Raw genomic sequence first — 21,690 nt, 5'->3', positions numbered from 1 at the left:
GGGTTTTTACACCCAGTCGAAGGGTTTTTCTTCGCCGCGGATTAATTTAATCCAGCCTGGCTCATCGCCATCATGTTCTTCCTGCCAGCCACTGTCAGAGCAGCGTACTTCGCTGCTCAGTGCTGCGTGGGCAGCGCGGCCACAGTCGAGGTCGGTTGCCCATGGCGTCAGGTTCTGTTTAAACCACAGGCTGGCAAAATTTTTCTCGGCATTTTCGTTGAGAAAAATATCCATGCTGTTGTCTTTCACCTGCACCTGCCAGTGGTGGCTGCCGGCGTTCTCTTTCAGCGTCTGCAGAGGCTGTTGCAGCGCATCCTGCAGCCACTGGCGTACCGCCGCAGGGTCAGCTTTCATGATGTAAATTTCAATATCGGGGAAGTGTTCAGTCATTTTTCCGGGTCAGCCTTATGATGCGCAGAATGCTCAGCGCAATATAACCGAGAGCGGCACACAGAGCACCCACTGCTGCCAATATCAGGCCTGCAAGACTGATAATTTCCTGTACCAGTGAAGGCAGAAGATACTTTTGTGCCATCAGCATAATCCCCAGCCCGGCAAAGAACACCGCGGCTCCCAGTACAAATAAGCGCAGATTGGCGCGGTCCTGCTCAGCCCTGTGCTGCAGCCAGCGCAGCAGCGCAGTCCCTTTGTTTTCAGCCATTTATGATCTCCTGTCGACCGGCAGAGCATAGCAAAACCGTGGCTGCGGTGTGAGCTGGCATAACTTTGCACTTCGCATTGTTGCGAATAAATATCATTTGTGTTTATTATCCAAAAGATAATGATTCTCAATTGGTGTTTGTATGACACGCTGTCTGGTCGCCGGAGCAGAACCGGTTTTTTGCCATCTGCGGTGGTGGCGCTATGCATTCTGTGGCTGCCTGTTGCTGGCTATGTCTGCGGCTCATGCCAGCGGAGCTCAGGGCGGTGCGGTATTTAATCTCAGCGATGTGGTGGTATCGGCCAGCCGCAGCGAACGGCCGCTGGCCGATACGCCGGTGCGTACCCAGATTCTCGATCAGGCCACCATTCAGCGTCTGCACAGCCGTGATCTGCGCGATGCCCTGCGTATTCTGCCCGGTGTGCAATTACGTGAGATTCACGGCAAGAGCGGCGAAGAAGTCTATCTGCAGGGCTTTAATGGCGACCGCGTATTAATTCTGGTTGACGGTCTGCCGGTGTCCGCCAGTACGGGTTCGACGGTGGATACTTCGCAGCTGGCGATGCTGGATATAGACCATATTGAAGTTGTGCCCGGTGCGGCTTCGGCCCTGTATGGCAGCGCGGCGATGGGCGGCGTTATTAATGTTATTACCCGTAAAAACCAGAATTCAGAGCGGCGCTTAAGTGGCCATGCTTCTCTGGATTCGGGCACCTATGGCTCGCGCCAGCTGGACGACAGCAGGGTATCCGGTGAGCAGCATCTGAATGCCAGCGTAACGCAACGGCTGGGGCAGAGTGAGCTGCGTCTGGGTCTTGATCAGCGCTATTCCTCCGGCTACGACCTGAATCCCGACAGCTGGAGCAGCGATGGTTTCAGCGGCTCGAAAAGTAATCTCAGCGCCATGCTGGCACGGCATTTTGGTGATAGTCAGTGGCGATTAAATGCCGAGCGTTTTGAGGAAGACAGTGAAACCCGTCGCGCCGGCAGCAGCGGCAGCGATGGTGTTAAGCACGAATTATTACAGCGTAATCGTCTGGCGCTGCAGGGCGAATGGCAGAGCCGTATTGGCCAGTGGCAGTTGCAGGCTTTGCATGAAATGCAGGATGACCAGTCAGATCAGCTGAACAACGACAGTGCAATTCCGGCCGGTAATCTGTGGCGCGACACCCAATATCAGCAGCAGAAAGCCGCTTTGCAATGGCAGTACAGTCTGGATTCGGCACTGGGCTATGGCGCTGAAATGGTGGCCGGTGTCGAAGGTTTCCGTGAGTCCATGGAGCAGGATAAAAACGAAATTAAACTGACCGATGAAGGCCTTGGAGAAAATGATCAGGTCAGCCAGCGTCCGGACGGTACCTATGATGTCAGCACCAATGAAGTGCCCTATGCGCAGCGTAAAAGCGGCGAATTTTTCACCCAGCTGATTATTCCTCTGGGGGTTAACGGCGATATTTCTACTGGAGGTCGTTGGCAGAACGATAGTGATTTCGGAAGATTTTTCTCACCAACAATCAGTGTCAGACAAATATTTCAGTGGCATAACCTGCAACTTCAATGGCGGCAATCCGCCGGTCTGGGTTACCGCGTACCGAATTTAAAAAACCGCTATTTTATTTTTGACCACAGTGTAAACGGCTACAAAGTTCTGGGGAGCGAAGATTTAACCCCGGAAAAATCCCGCAGTTTACAGATGTCATTTTCCCTGACAGATAACGAACACTTCCATGCCGAACTGGCGCTGTTTAATAACCGCATTCAGGATTTAATCGAGGCGCAGGATTCCGGCGAAAGTGAAGATGGCGGCCGTGTGGCTATTTATCGTTACGCCAATTTTGCCAATGCCCTGACCCGTGGCTATGACCTCAGCCTGCAATGGCAATTACTGCCGGGGCTGCAGCAGCGTCTGTCATTTGGCTATCTCGATGCCCGCGATCTGGATCTGGATACGCCATTAATTAACCGTGCCCGTCATCACGCTAAAGCTCTGTGGCTGTGGGATATCAGCCATCGATTGCAATTAACGCTGAGCGGTGAATATCAGGGTGAGCACATCAGCAGTATCAGTGAAGCAGACAGTGGCAGCAGCCAGCTGAATGTCAGTCCGGCGTACAGCCGCTGGGATATTAAAGGCAACTGGCTTTTAAACGCACGCACCAGTGTCTACGGCGGTGTGAATAATCTGTTCGATACCGTACGCGACAGTGCAGATGCCTATGACCGCCGCCCGGTATTTGGCCGTATGCCTTATGCCGGTCTCTCTTATCAGTTTTAACCACCCCTAACCAAGGAAAAGAATATGAAACCATCAGGATTAATATCATTTAAACGTCTCATGCTGCCACTGGCGACGGGCAGTGCTTTATTGCTGAGCGGTTGTGGCGGTGATGATGGTGACAGCAGTAATGGCAATACGGATAGCAACAGCTTTTCCAGCCTGAAAATTAATGCCGCCAGCTATACCGACTGGCAGTACGTTAATCTTAGCAGTGGCGAGCTGGTAACTTTAACGGCGGAACAGGCGGCCACTTCAACCGACTGGCATATTGCTCTGCGTCGTACCGAAGTCAAAATTAACGGCGGTGTCTCCGGCAGTGGTAACGGCAAGGGCGCGCTCGCAGCGACTCCGGATGGTTTTTACGATGCAGAAGGTAATGCCGTTGCTTCGGTATTTACCAATGCCGATGCGGACATTCAGGCTCAGGCATTAAGTGCGGAATATAATCTGGCTGACCTGACGTTTAAAGCCGACAGCTATGTTCCGGCCATTCAGGATTGGTATATCTATAACCCGGCCAACCATCAGATTAGCGCCAACAGCGCTAATGGCTGGTTATTGCGCCATGCCGATGGCACCACCTACAGCAAATTCGTCCTTGATGCGGTGAGCTACAGCGAAATCACTGTGCGTTATGAAACTCAGGCAACGGATACCACACAGTTTGCCGGTGGTGAAAAAACACTGACCGCCGCTGTTGCAGACGGAGCCACCGAACTCTGTCTGGATTTTGATGCTCAGGCTGCAGCAGATTGCAGCGGCTCTGACTGGGATCTGCGTTATGAAATAAACCTTGCCGCACGGGCAATTAATTTATGGAGTAACGGTGGTGTTTATGGCGACGGTAACGGCGCCGCCTTTGGTGCAATCGTCGCTGCTGAACTGGCGGCCTACACCAGTGCCACCATGGTCGACAGTACCAGTATTGCCGCTCATTACAGTGCCGATTCTGCCAGCAGTATTTTCAGCGAGTCCAGCTGGTACGCTTACAACCTGAGTGGCGCTCATAAACTCTGGCCAAATTTCCGTACTTATATCGTCGATGCTGACAGCAATACTGAGAACAGCGAAAAGTTCGCTGTACAGATCAGTAACTACTACAGCCTGGGCGGCTCTGGCAGCCCGGAAATCCGCTTTAAGAAAATCACCCAGTAACTCTGCCGGAGACATATTATGACAACAGCAACTATTAATTCGGTATCGGCCAGCAGCACAGCCGCAGATATTGTTCAGTTTTTTTCTGACCTTGCCCGGCGCTGGCAGGCACTGCGTGATGAAAATGAAAAACTGCGTATCCGCAATGCCGCAGAGCAGCTGGGGGTGAGCGAAGCGGAATTGCTGGCTACCAGGGTAGGTAATGGCGTTACCCGCCTCAACAGCGATTTTAAAAAACTGTTCACCGAAGTAGAAAGCCTTGGCTCTGTTATGGCGCTGACCCGTAATGACGCTATGGTGCACGAAAAAACCGGCCAATATAAAGACCTGAGTATTCACGGCAATATGGGTCTGGCGCTGGGCGTGATTGATCTGCGTATTTTCTTCAGCCGTTTTGTTTATGGCTTTGCGGTACAGGAGGGTGCGGGTAACAGTATGCGTGAAAGCCTGCAGTTCTTTAATGCTCAGGGTGAGGCTGTGCATAAAATTTATGCCAACACTCATACGGATATGCAGGCCTTCCGTGCTCTGGTGGAGCGTTATCGTGCGGCAGAGCAAAGCGCATTTATTGTATTGGAAAGAAATCTGCCGGAAGGTGATCAGGCAGAAAAGGATAACGCATTATTGCAGGCACCGGCACAGCTTAATGTACAGCAGCTGCGTAAAGACTGGAGCGAACTGAAAGATGTACATCATTTTCAGGCGATGCTGAAAAAACATCAGCTGGAACGCATCCCGGCATACCGAGCTATCGGTGCCGATTATGCCCAGCAGCTGGATAAGCAGGCCTTTGAAGATGCGCTGCTGCAGGCTGCAGCCAGTGAGCTGCCGATTATGGTGTTTGTCGGCAGTGAAGGCATGGTGCAGATTCATACCGGCCCGGTTAAAACCCTGCTGCGTACCGGCCCATGGTTTAACGTCCTCGATCCTGATTTTAATCTGCACGCCAATACCCAATTGCTGGATCAGGTCTGGCTGGTACGTAAACCCACAACGGATGGCGTTGTCAGTGCCCTGGAAATGTTTGATGCCGAAGGCAAACAGGTTGCTTTGTTATTTGGTGAACGCAAGCCCGGTAAGCGGGAGCTTGAAGGCTGGCGCGAGTTGTTAAATAAATTACTGGCAAAGCATGCACTGGCTGTTAATTCTGTTGTTGATGCAGATGCTGTTCAGTCCGTGGCCGGCGGAGAATAACCATGCGTTATTTTATTCAACTCCGCAGAATAGCGGTATTTTCAGCAGGACTGTTCTCGTTTGCCTTGTTCAGTTCCGTTGTGCTTTCTGCCGAGCGGGTGGTCAGTATTGATGGCTCGCTGACGGAAATTATTTACGCGCTGAATGCGCAGGATGCTCTGGTTGCGGTTGATACCACCAGTCGTTACCCACCGGCAGCAACAGAACTGCCGGACGTGGGATATATGCGGCAGTTATCGGCGGAAGGCATTCTGGCGCTGTCGCCAACACTGGTATTAGCCAGCACCGATGCCGGACCTGACAGCGTGTTTGAGCAACTGCAGCAGGCGGGTGTGAAGATTGTACGTGTCCGTAATCATTACTCCGTCGACGGTGTGCTGAATAAAATACAGGCTGTTGCTGACGCACTGAATAAACCGGACGCAGGACGCGCACTGGCGGGCAGTATTAAACAGCAGGCCGATGCAGCACTGGCGAGTATTCCTGCAGATGCAGCAGCGCCTGCTGCGTTATTTATTCTCGGTGCTGGTAATCGCGGGTTAATGGCGGCAGGCAGTAAAACCCAGGCCGATGCCATGCTGGCACTGTTAAATGCGCGCAACGTTATGGCTTACAACGGCTATAAACCCGTCAGCGCTGAAGCGGTATTGCAGGCCGGACCAGAGGTTGTACTTATTGCCAACACAGAAGCCGCGGCGGATACATCGCAGGCACAGAGTGCGGCATTAAATACACAACTGGCGATGACGCCGGCCTTCCGTCAGCAACGTATTCATACCCTGGATACTTCATTGGTGCTGGGTTTTGGGCCGCGTATTGGTAGCGCTTTAGAGCAATTAGTGACGCTGCTTTATCCGCCTGAAATGCAGACGCTGTCTTCTGCGGAGCAACCCTGATGCCCGGCGCGGCAATACGTTTGCAAGGGCCACGCCTGGCCCTGTTGCAGTCTGCGGCGTTGCGTCAGGCGCTGTTAATTTTTACCGCCGCCGGGTTACTGTTTTTGCTGATTTTATTATCGCTGCGTACCGGCCCGGTAGAATTAACCAATGCCCAGGTGCTGCAGTCGTTATGGAACGCCGTGACCTTTGCCGACATTCAGGGACAGAGCGACTGGGTGGTGCGTGAATTACGCCTGCCGCGCACTCTTCTGGCGGTGCTTATCGGTGCGGGTCTGGCGGCGGCCGGAGCGGTTACTCAGGGAGTTTTCCGTAATCCGCTGGCCGACCCCGGATTAATCGGTGTTGCCAGTGGCGCGGCACTGGCGGCGGTTGCCGTTATTGTTTTAAAAGATTCTCTGCTGGCGTTCTGGGTCGTGGTTATGGGGCCTCTGGCCTTACCGATTGCTGCATTTCTCGGCGGTCTGGCAGTTACTCTGGTGATTTACCGTTTAGGTACCCGTAATGGTCAGACGCAGGTAGCAACGCTGCTATTGGCAGGCGTGGCCATTAACGTATTAACCGGAGCATTAACCGGCATTCTTACCTACATGGCCGACGATCAGGCATTGCGTTCTATGACGTTCTGGTCAATGGGTAGTCTGGCTCACGGTCGCTGGCCGGAAATTGCGGCCCTCAGTGTCTGTATTATTTTGCCTTTATGTTTTCTGCCGCGTTTTGCGCGGTTATTAAATGCATTATTACTGGGCGAAGCGGTAGCAACCCATCTTGGTTATCGCGTGCAACAGGCCAAGCTTTGGTTAATTGCGGCAGCCGCGTTAATGGTTGGTGCCGGTGTTGCGGTGGCCGGCATGATTGGTTTTATCGGTCTGGTGGTGCCGCATTTATTGCGTCTGTTAATCGGGCCGGATCACCGTGCGTTATTACCGGCCTCTGTGTTATTGGGCGCTTCGTTGTTATTGATTGCCGATATGATTGCCCGTACCTGGCTGGCACCGGCTGATTTACCTGTGGGGCTGGTTATGGCGGTGATTGGCGGACCGGTATTTTTAAGCCTGCTGTTGCAGCAGGTAAAACACAACCGTGGCTGAACGGGGAGCTGTCAGCAACAGGAGCAGATAATGCTGAATGTTAAACACCTGAGTGTGAATCTGGGAAGCGCTGCAGGCCGATCATCAAAAACACTTCTGAACGATATTAATCTGCATCTGGGTTATGGAGAAAAACTGGCGGTACTGGGTGCTAACGGGGCTGGTAAATCGACGCTGCTGAAGTGCATGTGTGGTGAATTCAGCAATTATCAGGGCGATATTATTCTGGATCATTTATCGCTTAAATTCTGGAACGGCGCTGAACGTGCGCGGCAGATGGCGGTGATGCCACAAAAAGTGGAGCTGGCATTTCCGTTCCGTGTTGATCAGGTCGTGGCTCTGGGGCGCGCTCCCCACGGTGACGAACTGCACAGCACCGCGCTGCAGCGGGCGGCCATGCAGTGTGCTGATGTCTGGCATCTGCGCCGGCGCAATTATTCCGGGTTATCCGGCGGTGAACAGCAACGGGTGCAGCTGGCACGGGTACTGGCGCAGATCTGGCAAGCGGAGAAAAACAGCGATGGCCGCGAACTGCCGCGTTATTTATTGCTCGACGAATGCACCTCGGCCCTCGACCCGGCCCATCAGCACAGCATTATGCAGCGTGTCGGTGAATTTGCCGGGCAGGGCGTGGCCGTACTGGCGGTGATGCACGACATCAGCTTGGCGGCCTGCTGGGCTGACCGGGTGCTGATCTTACGCCATGGCGAAGTACTGGCCTGCGGCGCGGTGGAGTTGCTGGCGGATGCGCAGTTACTGGCCGAAGCTTATGCGCTGGATATGCCGCTGGCGCAGCGTTATGCGCAGCAAAATCTGGGCTGGATGCAGGCCTGATACAGATTGTTCTTCAATAGCCGCTAAAGTCGGGGTGCATGGCCCCGGGCTTTCTGATAAAAAACTTATCTGCAGAAATACAACAAACACACAGAAGCAGAGGTTTTGATGAGCAGTATCTGGTTTGCCACCCCCGACATCGCGGATATGAACCGCCAGATGGAAAATACCGCCTGTAGTAATCTGGGCATTGTTATTACCGAAGTGGGTGATGATTATGTTGCCGGTACTATGCCTGCCGATGAGCGCACCTTTCAGCCGGTTGGGCTGGTACACGGTGGCGCCAACGTATTATTTGCCGAAACTCTGGGCAGCATGGCGGCCAACCTGTGTCTGGATAACAGTAAGGAATATGCGGTGGGGCAGGAAATTAATGCCAACCATCTGCGTGGCGTACGCTCCGGTGAATTAACCGGTATCGCCAGACTGGTACACAAAGGCCGCAGCTCTCAGGTCTGGGAAATCCGTATTAATAACGCCGAAGGCAAGCTGAGCTGTATTTCACGTCTGACCATGGCCGTCATTGCCGCGCAATAAACAGAGAGAGCGCAATAAGCAGCAAGAGAGCGCAGTAAACTGCGAAAGAGCGATACCTGTTTACCGGTATCGCTTTTTTCTTCACCGCAATCAGAGCATTATTTTGTTTCTGGCTGCCATTCTTCAGCAGCTTTAATCCGCTCTAATGTATCCGGGTGTGAGCTCAGATATTCCAGTAATTCCTTACCATTGTCTTCACCGTTCCCATTGCCCTGCAGTTGTTCATCGCTGGCACCGTGGGATTTCATCAGTGCGCGCATAGCATTGGCAAAATCCACCGGCGAATGACCGATTTTATGCAATTGGGTGTAGGCATAAGCATCGGCTTCACGTTCCATATCGCGCGAAAATGCGCTTTGCAGCAAGCTGGTGCCGGCACCAATAATCATTTCTCCGGCACCGTCGATATCGCCGAACATCATGGCAAACATCATGGTGGTCGCCGTGGCCTGCGCCAGTGTTTTCAAGCTGTGCTTATGTTCAACATGACCAATCTCGTGCAGCAGAACCGCATTGAGCTGCTCCGGGTGATCCTGCATCAGCTCAACAATTCCGTCGGTCAGAATCACGCTGCCGTCGGGCAGGGCAAAGGCATTGGCGCCGATATTGCTGGCACGGAAATATAAGCGGAATTTATCCTCTGGCAGTTCCAGTCGCTGCAGAATGGCATGCCAGTCGGCGGTGATCTTTTCCTGTTGTTCGTTGCTGACCTGAGTGGGTTCCATATAAAACCGGTCAAGCAGGTCCAGGGTTTGTTCACCCAGTTCGGTGGCAACAAATTCGGGTAAATACTGCACGCTGGCACTGGCGGCGGAAGGAATCACTTTGTGTACCATAAGCCAGATAAAACCCGGAACCAGAATAACTGCGGCCAGTACAGCTACCCAGTGGGTTTCAAGCCAGGCCGGTAAACGTTTGGCACCGGATAAACCCGGCCAGCGATAGGATGCATCGGTGGGAATAAAACGGGCGCCGTCGGCAAAGATTAATTCGGCCGGCAGGCCAGGAATAATATCGCCATACTGCATATCCTGAGCGTTACTGTAATGCAGTGGGCGCTGATCATTGGCGGCGATAATCTGTACGCTGCCATTATCATTAATACGGGCAATGGCCGGGTGTGCTTCTGCACGACCGGCCAGCTGGAAGGTGCCCGCAATGGGTGAGCTATCGGTTGCCATGCGGGCTTCTCCCTTTGGGTTTACTGATTAATCAGGTCAGTGACAGATCCGCGTCAAACAGACCGGCGGCTTCTTCGCCAAAGGCGGAGTATTTATCATCAACCGTATTTACCAGATGATCTGCGGCTGGTTGCAGATTAACCAGTGTGGCATCCGCCAGAAACTTGTTTTTACGGATCTGGGTTACCGGATAGGCCAGACCCAGAGTAAAGATCAGCAGCAGTGAGTTGGACAGCATCAGCCAGATATAAGGCTTCACTTCCACACTGGAATTAAAAGACACCACGCCATCAATGCTCAGGTTGTTCATTACATGGTTGCGGATCATGCTCTGATACACCGCACCAATTACATAACCAAACATGAAATAGCTGATTGCGATAATGACCAAGCCGCCCAGTGCCGCAGGGTTTTCAGCAGCCAGAGCGGCAAATACGCCACCACCCAGAAGGGCCAGAGCAATAAAATACAGAACAGACAGACCAATGCAGACCAGAACGGCTTTGTAGTAGTAACCGGCCGAAGAATTCAGGCTGAAGTTATGACCGCCAAAGCTGATGGAGTCATGAATATATTTTTGCAGACGCTGAATTACCCACGGCATAGCCAGACCAAAGGTCAGAGCGCCGAGAACAGGCAGCAGAATAAAGTGCAGTAATACGCCGCCGTAGTTGGCATCAAAAGAAAAACGCACATTACGGTAGGCGGTCATGCGCAGGGTAAAACGCAGTCCCTGAATCAGCAGCCATGGCAATGCAATCAGTAACAGCAGCATTAATACCAGGTTGGCAACCGGATGCAGGCTGGAAACAATCACATATAAACCAAAAAGAATTACCGCAATAATACGGCCGCGCAGAATCTGCAGTGGAGTAGCCAGATACTGTAAACGATGACCTTCAACCTGAGTGTGACCATACAGGTATTGGGTATTGCGGACTTTGGCCCAGGCACTGTAAATGCCCAGAGTGAGAATGCTGAGCAGCATATTCACCAGCCAGAGTTTCAGGTATTCACCTTTTTTACCGGAAAAAATAACCGGCAGGATGCGGGTTTCGCCAGCATTGCTGTTGGCAGAAGAAACAGATGGATTCATCCGGATACGTCCTTGTTTGATTGGGCCGCAATTTATAACGAAATCAACGGCGGGCTGCAATCCTGTCAGCCGCCGAAAGGGTATATGGGTAAGGATTTTTTGTAACAGATCACAATGATTTGTTATATGGAGCGATTACAGCGGATAGATCAGCGCCTGCCGGATAAGATTACTTTTAGAGATGTTGTAACGCGATGCTTTGGCCAGAAAATCTTCCGGCCCCAGTATGCGGACAACAATATCCTCTTCTTTCAGCCCCTGTTGCTGCAATTGCTGCGCCTGTTCACACAGCCGGTAAAGGTTGTCGCGTTTTTCCTGCAGTGCGGCTTTGCCATCTTCAACAATGCCACGGTGTGGACAGAATAAGACGCTGAAATCCAGCGCCAGTAGTTTATCCAGACTGTGAATCAGATCGCCCAGATGCTCATCGCTGCGCAGATATTTCAGTGATTTGGAAATATACATATCGCCGCTGAATAAATATTTCTGCGCTGGCATAAACAGGCAGGTTAAATCTTTGGCGTGGCCGGGAGTATGCACAGGAATAACCGGGCTGCCATCGCTCAGCGTCAGGTTGTTATGTAAAGCCTGGGTCGCTACCGGCCGGGGGCTGCCCCAGATGACTTTTTGCAACAACGGGGTGCGATAACCGCGCGCCAGTTTTTCCTGCCCCTGAACCGGTGCATAAGGCAGAACACCGGTCAGCTGACTGATACGGCGGGCGTTACCGCTGTGATCTTCATGGTGATGGGTAATTAACAGCTGGCGCAGCGGCGTGTGTTGCTGGCTGCGCTCCAGTACCTGCTTTACTTCACGCCACTGGTTGGACGGGCCGGTATCAATCAGCGTGTCGCCAATACGATAGACAATAAAGGTGGTATTAATCCCCAGATTAAAACGACCGACACGGGTGCCGGTAACGGAATGTTCACCATTGTCGTAACGGTATTCTTTGCGTATCGGCATGGTCAGAGTTGCCCTGGCGTCGTTATTATTTTTGAAGTGGCAGTATGGATTTAAAACAGACCGGGGTTAATAGCCTTATGGCGCAGTCTTTATGGCAAAAATGCCAGTTTCTGCCGCAGCGGAGCTATTAAACAGGGGGCAGGAGCGCAAAGCAGGGCTGGGTTTTACGGTGGGCACCTGTGCTTTGCGGACAATATACCGTGGCAAAGAACAAAGGAGCTGACACGAATCCACCCGCAGGCAGGCGGCCATTATCCGCCAGACCAGAGACGGCGCGGCTCTGGCGCGAAGTGTGGCTGCTGTTGCCTGACGACCTGGGCGTCCCTATCAAAATTGACGAGCTATTCCGCTTTGGGTAGTCTGCACTAAAACGGAATGGGTAATCAGCTTTGAGCCGGGAACAATAACAATGAAAAAAACACACTGGGATACCATCATCATCGGTGCCGGCGTCAGTGGTATTGGCGCTGCAATTAAACTGCTGGAACAGGGCTTCAGCGATTTTCTGATTCTGGAAAAATACCCGGATCTGGGTGGTTGCTGGCGCGACAATACCTATCCGGGTTGTGCCTGCGATGTACCCTCGGCGCTGTACTCGTATTCGTTTGCGCAAAAGCCGGACTGGAGCCGTGCCTTTGCACCGCAGGCGGAAATTCTCAGTTATGTGCGCAGCACAGCAGAGCGTTTTGGTATAACGCCTTTTATCCGCTATGGCATCGCGGTGGAAGACAGTTTCTGGCAGGAAGAGTCACAGCAGTGGTTAATTAAAACCGCAGAGGGCGATGTTAAAACCGAGCTGACGGCCAACAAAATCATTTCGGCGGTAGGCTATCTGCATGAGCCCATTATGCCGAAGCTGCCGGGCCTTAAGGAATTTAACGGTGAGGTGTTCCATTCCTCGCGCTGGAATCACGATTGCGATTTAAGCGGCAAACGGGTGGCGGTGATCGGTACCGGTGCCTCGGCCATTCAGTTTGTGCCGGAAATACAGCCCAAAGTTGGCAAGCTGAGTATTTTCCAGCGCACGCCACAGTGGATTCTGCCCAAACCCGATCACCGTATTCCGGCCGTTGAGCGTGCATTTTTCCGTTTGCCGTTAACCCTGAACAGCTGGCGTAAACTCATTTACACCGGTTTTGAAGCCTTTGGCGTTGGTTTCCGCAAACCGCTGTTATTAAAGTGGATGCAAAAAATCGCCACCGCGCACATTAACCGCAAGATTAAAGACCCGGTATTACGCCGTAAATTAACCCCGGATTACACCATGGGCTGTAAGCGTGTATTGCTGTCGAATAATTATTATCCGGCGGTGGCACAAAGCAATGTTGAGGTGCTGGCCACCGGTGTTAAAGAAATCCGTGGCAATACCGTGGTAGGTCAGGATGGCAGCGAAGCCGAAGTTGATGTGATTATTCTTGGCACGGGTTTTCATGTGTCCGATGTGCCTATTGCCCGCCATGTGCACGGTCGCGATGGCCGTTCGCTGGATGATGTCTGGCAGGGCAGTCCGGAGGCTTACCGTGGCACCTGTATTCATAATTTTCCGAATTTCTTTTTAATTCTTGGTCCTAATCTGGCGATTGGTCATAACTCGGCCTTTATCGTGATCGAAGCTCAGATTAATTACATTATGGGCGCAATAAAAACCATGCAGCGTAATCAGCTGCAGACGCTGGAAGTAAAAGCTGAGGTGCAGCAGGGTTATAACCAACGGGTGCAGCAGGAACTGCAGGGAACGGTCTGGAATACCGGTGGCTGCTCCAGTTATTACCTCGATCAGAATGGTAAAAACAGTATCGGTTTTCCCTGGAGTACTTACCGTATGCGCCAGCTGTTAAGCCGTTTTGATATGGCGTCTTATGTTGGTCTGGCTAAGGTCGACTGGGTGGCTCAGAACATAACAGCCAACAGTACGAAAAAAACAACAGCGCGGCGGAAAAAAGCCACGGAGGTCAGCGTATGAGTCAGCCAAAACGGGCGCTGGTGTTGGGGTGTGGTGCCGTCGCCGGAGGTGCCTGGAGCATTGCTGCTTTGCAGGCGGTGAGCAAACAGCTGAACTGGAATCCGGCCGATGCCGATATTCTGGTGGGCACTTCGGTGGGTGCAGTGCTGGCTGCACTGCTTGCCAGTGGTGTCAGTCTGGAGCGCTTAGTCGCCGCGCAAAATAATGAGCCGCAGCAAGGCTGTTACTGGAACCATGCGACCGACTCCGGCGGTAAATTACCGCCCTGGCCACAATGGAAATTCAGTGGCCCGGCGTTATTTAAAAAAGCCTTAAACCGTGAAGTCAGTTTACTAACCGGACTCTGCGGAATTTTGCCCCGCGGCCGTACCGATATGTCGGGCTTTGTGCGTCTTATTCAGTCGGCATCGGCTGGTGATCTCTGGCCACAAGCACTACAGACCGGACAGCAAACACAGAAAAAACTCTGGCTGATGGCAGTGGATGCAAAAACCGCCGAGCGCCGTGCCATTGGCAGCCAGGCCGATGATTTTACTCAGGTGCCATTATCGCGTGCGGTGTGTGCATCCTATGCGGTGCCGGGCTGTTGTCCGCCGGTCAATATTCAGGGGAATACCTACCTGGATGGCGGCATTATGTCACCGGCGTCGGCGGATTTACTGGTTAACGAAGACGTCGATGAAGTCATTATTATCGCGCCGATGGCATCACGCTGGCCGGGTAAAGCCGGCAGTCTTTTTAATGCCGTTGAACGTTATGCCCGGCGGGGGATGACACGCATAGTAGACCGTGAAGAAGCCATGCTGCGCGCTGCCGGTAAACGGGTTATCCGCATTGAACCGAACGAAGATGACCTGCACGCCTTTGGCTGGAATCTGCTTGATCCGGCGCGGCGGCAGGGCGTGTTCGATACCGCGTTATTAAGCACGCCGGCAACGGTAGCTCAGGCCATTGCTATGGCCTGAGCCCGGGTCTGAGTCTGTGCCTGAGTCAGGATCAGATGTTTAGCTGTTTAGCTGTTTAGCTGTTCAGCTGTGTTGCCGTCGTTAAGTTGCCCGTTAATCTGTCTGGCAGCGCAAAGTCCAGTAAGGCAAAGCCCAGCAATGCCAGACCGCTTAACGGGAAAAGTAGCGCAAAGCTGATCAGCAGCAACAGCCATAACGGGTTTAATGTTTTATCCGCAGCCGGCGGGCGTAACAGGCTGCCTTTATTTGGCGAACGGCGCTTCCACCACAACACCAGACCAGCCAGTGCCAGCAACATTAATAACAGGCAGGCGATAATGTTGAGCCACAGATTCCACAGCCCCGCCTGACCTTTATGCAGGGCAATTCCGGCGGCCATGCTTTTTGCCAGCAGGTTGTAATTATCCCAACCAATATCGGCTAACACCCGACCATCCGCCGGGTTGATATGTACCGTTCTGTCCTGCATCGGATCGGTAATATCACCGCTGCTGGTTGAGGCAATCAGGGTGTATACGCCTTGTTCGCCACGCGGAAAACTGATGCGGAAATAACCGGGCAGAAGTTGTTTGCCGATATTTATAATCTGTTGCGCTGTAAGCGGATGCGCGGCGGCAGGTTCTGCTGCAGGAATCGGCAATTGCTCAGCACTCCATGATATTTCATTCAGATTTCCACTGTTTAACGTCGCGGTATCCGGCATGGCGCTGTGGTGCCCGGCATGAGGATTAACCGCTGAATTTTTCTCCGGCTGCCAGAACCGGGCCGATTTTTCTGCGGGAAAACTGCCCCAGGGTTGTACGATTTTTTGCCCCCATACGCCGCTCCAGGCCAGGCCGCTTAAGGCAAAAAATACCAGTAGCAGACTCAGCCATAATCCCAGCGCGCCATGCAGCTGGCGCCAGCGTGAGCGTTTATTATTCAGTTGTAGCGGAATATGCCATAAAGAACTTTTACGGCTGCGTGGCCAGTGCAGGTAGAGCCCGGATATTAATAAAAAAATACACAGGCCTGCAGAGGCTTCGAGCAAAGCATCACCAAACCATCCGGCCAGCAGGGTGCCATGAATATCATCGGCAATAGCATACCAGGTATCCGCTAACGCCATACTGCCAATGATGCTGGCCCGGTAAGGATCAACAAAAACAATACGGCTGCTGTTACCTTCACGGATATGAAAACGTGCACTGCTGTGTGGTGTTCTGGCCGGCAGGTACTGTTCAATCGCTGCGTCCGGAAAGGCTGTTTTTACGGCCTGGTATTGGTCGTCGGCAGATAGCTGCTGAGCGCTGGGGCTAACGGTTAAATAATCGCCAAACTGCCATTGTTCCAGCTGTGGTTGCAGCAACATGGCAATTCCGCTCAGGGCCAGAATGAGCATAAAGGGCAGTACAAATAATCCGGCATAAAAATGCCAGCGCCAGATTTTCCGGTAGAGATTATGGTTCATTATCAGAAGCGGTAACCGCCCTCCAGATAGAGTGTGCGTGACGGATAAGGGTGATGAACGTAGGCTACCCGGTCAGTAATATTATCGGCACCAACTGACAGCTGAGCATGGCGGTTAAACTGGTAACGCATCCTGGCATCGATAAAGGTGTACGCATCAATCGCACCGAATACGCGCTGCTCGTGGTCGCTGTTATCCAGTTCGTTATAGCTGTCGCTGATATGGCGCACACTGGTGCTGAAATCCAGTGCTGTACTCTGATGCCAGGTCAGAGTCAGATTCTGACTCCAGCGCGGAATACGTGGCATATCTTTGCCTTCGCTGTCAGCCACACCGTCGTTTTTATCAATACGGGAACGCAGGGCGGTGGCATTAAAACGCACATCGAGCTGCGGCATAAACAGCGCGCGGCGCTGCAGGCTGATATCTGCTCCGCGGGTTGATACGCGGTCGATATTCAGAAACGAACTGATGGTCAGCGGATTACCGAAAGCATCGGCATAAATGCCGCTCTGGTTAAAAATAGTGTCGCGGATTTTTTCGTAAAACAGATTAATCTGCAGGCTTTGCCGGCCATCATCGAACTGAATATTGAGGTTATGGTGGATACCGGTTTCGGGCTTCAGACTGGCATTGGCAATTTGTTGGACATCGTCGTTGCTGGCATTTTCGTACAGCTCTTCAACGATAGGAAAACGTACCGCGCGGGCAAGGGAATAACGGCTGTGCCACAGCGGAGCCAGTTGCCAGCCAAGGGAAAATTTGGGTGATACGGCGCTTTCGTTGCGGTCCGGATTTTCATCATTGCCTTTAAAGCCGTTCAGCCCCAGCCAGCGCTCATGGCGCAGGCCCAGTGTCAGATCCAGTGTATTGGTAAATTGCCAGCCATAGTCGGCAAAAATTGCCTGTATCCGGGTTTCACCACCCGATAACGGTGTCTGTCCGGCACTTTGTCCGGCGGCATAATCGTAGGCGCCTTTTTCCAGCTCAAGCTGATAATCACCATAGTGATAACCGAGCAACAGGTTCATATCGCGGCGGCCAAACAGTCTCTGTGTGCCGCTTTTAATATCCGCCGTCTGCCAGCCGGTATCGCGGAAATTCTGAATATCACCACTGCCATCCCAGGCAGGATCAGCCGGGTTTCTGGCCGAGCGTATCTGCTCGTCTTTTAAAATATCAAACTGACTGATATCCGCCTGCCAATACCAGCTGCCCGCTATTGGCAGAGTCACGCCCAGCGCACTGAGCAGCGAATGGCGGTCTTGCCGGCTGTGGCGGAAACTGCTGCCACTGAGGCTGTAGTTATGACCATCCTGACTGACATTGCCGCTGTAAACTGTATTACCGTCGGCGTCACGTATCAGGCTGCGGGCATCGGTATTATTATTCTGCCGTTGCTCATAGACCAGGCTGGCGCGGACTTCGCCGTCGGGCAAATTGTAGCGTGCGCGGATTTTATATAAATCAGTCAGGGTATCGGCGATACCGGCATCGCCGTAATACAGCACCGGGTTGCCTTTACTGTCCCGCCCCTGAATTCCGCCACTGGCTGCGCTGCCGGTGGTTGGTTTTTCGGCGCTGTAATAAAAGCTTTGTGGCTGACCATCATTTTGCAAACGCTGAAAACCAGCCAGTAACTGCAGGTTACCAAAACGCTCGCCCCAGCTGGTGTATAGACGCTGGCCGGATAATTGTTGTTTACGGCCGATGCGGTCGTAGTCCTGCACAAAGCTGCTGCCTTCAATGCTGATTTCCCGCTCGTCGGGCAGACGGGTCTGAATATTAACAACCCCGCCCATGGCGTTGCCGGAATATTCCGCTGCAAAAGGGCCGTACAGAATATCCACCTGCTGGATTTCGGCCGGTGCAACAACCGACCAGCGCGGTGCACCACTGTAGCGTGTCTGCAGGTGATAATGCAGTGGCATACCATCAGCAAAAACCAGCGAACGGGTGGTCTGGAACATATTGCTGCCGCGCATGCCGAGGGTGGCATTCGGATCACCGATGTAACGTTTACGTACGATAATACCGGGCTGGTCACGTACGGCATCTTCGGTATTAATAAAGTTGATGCTCTGTAATTGCTCGCGGGTTATTTCCCGCAGCGGGGTGCTGACATTTTGTGGCATACCACTGGCACGGCTGACCTGCGGTTCCAGCTCGGCATCAGCGGCAGATACATTCTTGCCTGCGAACAGCAGGGGTAATAACAGGGGGAATAACAAGGGCAGGGGTGTGGTTGCCAGCAGGCGGGCAGGAGCGATTGACGTCGGCTGAGCCATTACAGCATTCCATATCTGAAAATTTGCGCGACGATAGCAGAAAGTTCCCGGCCTTCCCCTGCGGCGACTTGTCGCACCTGATCTTGCCCCGATAAAACGGACATGCGGTCTGTCCGGCTTGTGATGCGGAGCTTGTACCCGGAGCGCAGGCTGGTTATAACAATGCACCATTTAATCTTCAGGATATCGCCATGTCCGCTGCTATTACTCTTCAGCCCTTTGCGCCCTGTGTGTCCTTTATTCTGCTGCGCGATGATTGTGTATTGCTGGAAAAACGCCGCGACGATAAAGAAATCGATCCGGGTCTGGTGATGGTGCCGGGCGGGCATATGGAAGAGGGCGAACATCAGCACGACACCCTGCTGCGCGAGCTGGATGAAGAACTGGGCATCCGGCCGCTGAATGCCCGCTACGTCTGTTCGCTGTTGCACCCCACCGACGAACTGCAGCTGCTGCATTATTATTTAATTACCGAATGGCACGGCAATATTCAGGCCCACGAGGCTGAAGCCGTATTCTGGCAACCCTTGTCGGAACTGGGGGCGCTGGATATTACGCCTGACCATACCGCCATTGCCGAAGCGCTGCGTTTATATGGCGTTTAATGATTTAATCAATGCGGTAAAAAATTCCCGTGCTGATTATTAAACCCGGCATTCTGGCCTTTTACAGCCCGCATATACTCGCCGATAAGCACCAGCATGCGGCTCTGCAACTGGTGTGGCCCGGAACGCAGGGGCACTGGCAACTGAACACTGAAAAAGGCACTGGCCCATTGCTGATTGCACCGCAAGCGGAGCACGATCTGGCTGCTGAACACTGCTGGATTATTTTGCTGGAGCCTCTGTCTGTCGCCGGTAAACATGCTTTGCAACAGATGAACGGCCAGCTGTCGGTATCCCTGCCTGACCCGGCATCTGCGGCTGACAGCACTGAGTTACTGGCGGCGTTAAGCCATCTGTTGGGGCTGGATAAACAGGCATTTAATCTGCAAATAACCGACAGCCGCCTGCTGCGACTGCAGCAGCAACTGGATCAGTGTTTTAACGGCGGCTGCATCAAACCTTCGCAATGGCGTGCGCGGGATATTGCCGCCGGACTGGCGTTGTCGGAGAGCCGTTTTCTGCATCTGTTCCGTGAGCAGATGCACATGCCCTGGCGGCCCTATCTGTTATGGCGCCGCCTGCTCTGTGCGGTGCAGGCGTTACATCAGGGGAAGAGTGCGACCACTGCAGCGCAGGATGCGGGCTTTGCCGACAGTGCTCATCTGAGCCGGACTTTCCGTCGTCATTTTGGGTTATCGGTGCGTGAGGCAGTGCAGCTGGCCCGCAATTAATCACCACCATTAATCACAACCATAAATCACACGAGCAAGTCAGCCAGTTTATTCAAGTTATCAGCCTGTACCGGCGCTAGTCTGGTAAAAAACAGGAGGTACACCATGGCTGACAACACAACAAACACAGCAGATAGCTATCTGGCCACAACCCGCATGCTGGATTACCGGCATCCGGCCATTCAGCAGCTGATTCAGCAACGGGGCTGGCGCCAGCTGGATACCCGCCAGCAGATTGCAGAGGTTTATCGTTTTGTGCGCGACGATATCCGCTTTGGCTACAACGCCGATGACAGCCTCAGCGCGAGTAAGGTGTTGCGTGATGGTTACGGCCAGTGCAATACCAAAGGCACGCTGCTGATGGCGCTGTTGCGGGCGCTGGGCATTCCTGCCCGTTTTCACGGTTTTACCATTTATAACGAGCTGCAGAAGGGCGCAATTCCGCTGTGGATGTTCGCTTTTGCACCCGCGCGTATTCTGCACAGCTGGGTCGAAATCTATTACGATGGCCGCTGGCTGGAAATAGAGGGTTATATTATCGACCAGCCGTATTTGCAGCAGGTGCAGAAAGCCTTTGCCAGCGAGTGTGAAGCCTTCAGTGGTTATGGCATTGCCACGCCTTGTCTGCAAAAACCACAGAACGACTGGCAGGGCGGCAATACCTATATTCAGAAGGAAGGTATTGCCGACGACTACGGTGTTTACAACACGCCGGATGAATTTTACGCGGCGATGGGCACTAACCTGCGCGGCTTCAAACGTATTCTGTACCGTTATCTGCTGCGCCATCTGATGAATATCAATGTCAGAAAAATCCGCCGCGCGGGTATCCGTTAAGCGCAAGATCCGGGTTGTGTTCGTGGCCCGGATTTTTATGATGAAGTGAATCAACCGGCGCGGAGCTGCTTATGTCTGACTATCAACGAATCGCAACGGCTATCCGTTTTATTACGGAACATGCCCGCGAGCAGCCAGCACTGGAGGATATCGCCGCGGCGGTTAATCTCAGCCCTTTTCATTTTCAGCGTCTGTTCAGTCAGTGGGCGGGCACCAGCCCCAAGCGTTTTCTGCAGGTATTAACACTGGAGCGCGGTAAATTCCTGCTGCGTCAGCAATTGCCGTTGCTGGAAGCAGCCGATGAGCTGGGCTTAAGCGGCAGCAGCCGGCTGCACGATCATTTTGTTCAGCTGGAAGCGGTAACGCCGGGTGAATATCAGCGCGCCGGCGCCGGGCTGACCATCCGTTACGGTGTGGCAGACACGCCCTTTGGCCCGATGTTTATTGCACAAACACCCCGTGGCTTATGCCGTGCTGCTTTTATTGCAACAGGAGAAGATGAACCAGATTCACAGCAGCAACATCAGCAACAGCATCAGGAACTCAGTGCCGCCGAAGAACTGGCCGCGTTACAGGCTGAATGGCCGGCGGCCGGCTGGCACGAAGATAACGCCGTGGCACAACAGCTGGTCGCCACGCTGTTTGCCCGCAAGCGCAGTGATGCTGGCGCGCCGTTGTCGCTGCATGTGCGCGGTACCAATTTTCAGCTGGCGGTCTGGCGCGCGTTATTAACCATTCCTGCCGGCCATGCGCTCAGCTATGGCCAGCTGGCGGCGCAGCTGGGTCAGCCAACGGCGGCACGGGCGATTGGTAATGCGGTCGGCGCCAACCCGGTGGCTTTTATGATTCCCTGTCACCGGGTAATTCAGCAGAGCGGGGCGCTGGGCGGTTATCGCTGGGGGCCGCTGCGCAAGCAGGTTATGCAGAGCTGGGAACGGCTGCGGCTGGCGGCTGAGGAGTAG

The 21,690-nt window shown here is 53.2% G+C and carries 20 protein-coding genes; 13 read left to right on the top strand and 7 right to left on the bottom strand.

Annotated elements, in window-relative coordinates; all coding sequences use genetic code 11:
- Nucleotides 1-6 precede the first annotated feature (6 nt).
- Complete coding sequence (locus tag MT343_RS17030; RefSeq protein WP_145466661.1) at nucleotides 7-390, bottom strand: hypothetical protein; 384 nt, start codon at nucleotides 388-390, stop codon at nucleotides 7-9.
- Nucleotides 383-661 carry a hypothetical protein gene (locus MT343_RS17025; RefSeq protein WP_145466660.1) on the bottom strand — a complete coding sequence of 93 codons (279 nt, stop codon included), beginning with the start codon at nucleotides 659-661 and terminating at the stop codon, nucleotides 383-385. The genes MT343_RS17030 and MT343_RS17025 overlap by 8 nt, the downstream gene beginning before the upstream one ends.
- A 142-nt stretch (nucleotides 662-803) precedes the next feature.
- Between MT343_RS17025 and MT343_RS17020 the strand changes: the two genes are divergently transcribed.
- The 7 genes from MT343_RS17020 to MT343_RS16990 all read left to right on the top strand — a co-directional run bounded on the left by MT343_RS17020 (nucleotide 804) and on the right by MT343_RS16990 (nucleotide 8,646).
- On the top strand, nucleotides 804-2,936 hold the full coding sequence (locus MT343_RS17020) for a TonB-dependent receptor plug domain-containing protein (protein WP_145466659.1): 2,133 nt from the start codon (nucleotides 804-806) through the stop codon (nucleotides 2,934-2,936).
- A gap of 24 nt (nucleotides 2,937-2,960) precedes the next feature.
- A complete protein-coding gene (locus MT343_RS17015) occupies nucleotides 2,961-4,094 on the top strand; it encodes an HmuY family protein (protein WP_145466658.1) in 1,134 nt (377 codons plus the stop codon).
- 18 nt (nucleotides 4,095-4,112) lie between these two features.
- Nucleotides 4,113-5,288, top strand: a complete 1,176-nt coding sequence (locus MT343_RS17010; RefSeq protein WP_145466657.1) for a hemin-degrading factor — start codon at nucleotides 4,113-4,115, stop codon at nucleotides 5,286-5,288.
- A gap of 2 nt (nucleotides 5,289-5,290) precedes the next feature.
- Nucleotides 5,291-6,184, top strand: coding sequence for a heme/hemin ABC transporter substrate-binding protein (locus MT343_RS17005; RefSeq protein ID WP_145466656.1), 894 nt, complete (start codon nucleotides 5,291-5,293; stop codon nucleotides 6,182-6,184).
- A 20-nt stretch (nucleotides 6,185-6,204) separates the two neighbouring features.
- Nucleotides 6,205-7,275, top strand: coding sequence for a FecCD family ABC transporter permease (locus MT343_RS17000; protein ID WP_243989423.1), 1,071 nt, complete (start codon nucleotides 6,205-6,207; stop codon nucleotides 7,273-7,275).
- Nucleotides 7,276-7,305: 30 nt separating this feature from the next.
- Nucleotides 7,306-8,109, top strand: a complete 804-nt coding sequence (locus tag MT343_RS16995) for a heme ABC transporter ATP-binding protein (RefSeq protein ID WP_145466654.1) — start codon at nucleotides 7,306-7,308, stop codon at nucleotides 8,107-8,109.
- A 108-nt stretch (nucleotides 8,110-8,217) separates the two neighbouring features.
- A complete protein-coding gene (locus MT343_RS16990; protein ID WP_145466653.1) occupies nucleotides 8,218-8,646 on the top strand; it encodes a hotdog fold thioesterase in 429 nt (142 codons plus the stop codon).
- Nucleotides 8,647-8,744: 98 nt separating this feature from the next.
- Here the strand turns inward: MT343_RS16990 and MT343_RS16985 are convergent, their stop codons facing one another.
- The 3 genes from MT343_RS16985 to MT343_RS16975 form a co-directional block, all read right to left on the bottom strand.
- On the bottom strand, nucleotides 8,745-9,827 hold the full coding sequence (locus tag MT343_RS16985; RefSeq protein ID WP_145466652.1) for a M48 family metallopeptidase: 1,083 nt from the start codon (nucleotides 9,825-9,827) through the stop codon (nucleotides 8,745-8,747).
- A 31-nt stretch (nucleotides 9,828-9,858) separates the two neighbouring features.
- On the bottom strand, nucleotides 9,859-10,923 hold the full coding sequence (locus MT343_RS16980) for a YjgN family protein (protein ID WP_145466651.1): 1,065 nt from the start codon (nucleotides 10,921-10,923) through the stop codon (nucleotides 9,859-9,861).
- A gap of 135 nt (nucleotides 10,924-11,058) precedes the next feature.
- Nucleotides 11,059-11,889, bottom strand: a complete 831-nt coding sequence (locus MT343_RS16975) for an MBL fold metallo-hydrolase (protein ID WP_145466650.1) — start codon at nucleotides 11,887-11,889, stop codon at nucleotides 11,059-11,061.
- A gap of 409 nt (nucleotides 11,890-12,298) precedes the next feature.
- Between MT343_RS16975 and MT343_RS16970 the strand changes: the two genes are divergently transcribed.
- Both MT343_RS16970 and MT343_RS16965 read left to right on the top strand, forming a co-directional pair.
- Nucleotides 12,299-13,852 (top strand): flavin-containing monooxygenase, encoded by a 1,554-nt coding sequence (locus MT343_RS16970; protein ID WP_145466649.1) that lies wholly within the window; start codon nucleotides 12,299-12,301, stop codon nucleotides 13,850-13,852.
- Nucleotides 13,849-14,817: a patatin-like phospholipase family protein gene (locus tag MT343_RS16965; RefSeq protein WP_145466648.1), complete on the top strand. Its 969-nt coding sequence runs from the start codon at nucleotides 13,849-13,851 to the stop codon at nucleotides 14,815-14,817. Before MT343_RS16970 ends, MT343_RS16965 begins: the two co-directional genes overlap by 4 nt.
- A gap of 55 nt (nucleotides 14,818-14,872) precedes the next feature.
- Here the strand turns inward: MT343_RS16965 and MT343_RS16960 are convergent, their stop codons facing one another.
- Complete coding sequence (locus MT343_RS16960; protein WP_145466647.1) at nucleotides 14,873-16,267, bottom strand: PepSY-associated TM helix domain-containing protein; 1,395 nt, start codon at nucleotides 16,265-16,267, stop codon at nucleotides 14,873-14,875.
- A 2-nt stretch (nucleotides 16,268-16,269) separates the two neighbouring features.
- A complete protein-coding gene (locus MT343_RS16955) occupies nucleotides 16,270-18,555 on the bottom strand; it encodes a TonB-dependent receptor (RefSeq protein ID WP_186435782.1) in 2,286 nt (761 codons plus the stop codon).
- Between the two features lie 191 nt (nucleotides 18,556-18,746).
- On the opposite strand from MT343_RS16955, the gene MT343_RS16950 reads away from it, so the two are divergent.
- The 4 genes from MT343_RS16950 to MT343_RS16935 all read left to right on the top strand — a co-directional run bounded on the left by MT343_RS16950 (nucleotide 18,747) and on the right by MT343_RS16935 (nucleotide 21,690).
- The gene (locus MT343_RS16950; protein ID WP_145466645.1) at nucleotides 18,747-19,160 is read left to right on the top strand and encodes an NUDIX hydrolase; all 414 of its coding nucleotides are present in this window, start codon (nucleotides 18,747-18,749) and stop codon (nucleotides 19,158-19,160) included.
- A 29-nt stretch (nucleotides 19,161-19,189) separates the two neighbouring features.
- Entirely contained in the window at nucleotides 19,190-19,891 is a 702-nt protein-coding gene (locus MT343_RS16945) for an AraC family transcriptional regulator (protein ID WP_222428447.1), read from the top strand.
- A gap of 105 nt (nucleotides 19,892-19,996) precedes the next feature.
- Nucleotides 19,997-20,728 carry a transglutaminase-like domain-containing protein gene (locus MT343_RS16940; protein ID WP_145466644.1) on the top strand — a complete coding sequence of 244 codons (732 nt, stop codon included), beginning with the start codon at nucleotides 19,997-19,999 and terminating at the stop codon, nucleotides 20,726-20,728.
- Between the two features lie 71 nt (nucleotides 20,729-20,799).
- Nucleotides 20,800-21,690, top strand: a complete 891-nt coding sequence (locus tag MT343_RS16935; RefSeq protein ID WP_145466643.1) for a methylated-DNA--[protein]-cysteine S-methyltransferase — start codon at nucleotides 20,800-20,802, stop codon at nucleotides 21,688-21,690.

Source organism: Venatorbacter sp. C2-1, from assembly GCF_022832715.1.
Classification (GTDB): domain Bacteria; phylum Pseudomonadota; class Gammaproteobacteria; order Pseudomonadales; family Oceanobacteraceae; genus Venatoribacter; species Venatoribacter alkanivorans.
This window is presented reverse-complemented; position numbering and strand designations above follow the sequence as displayed.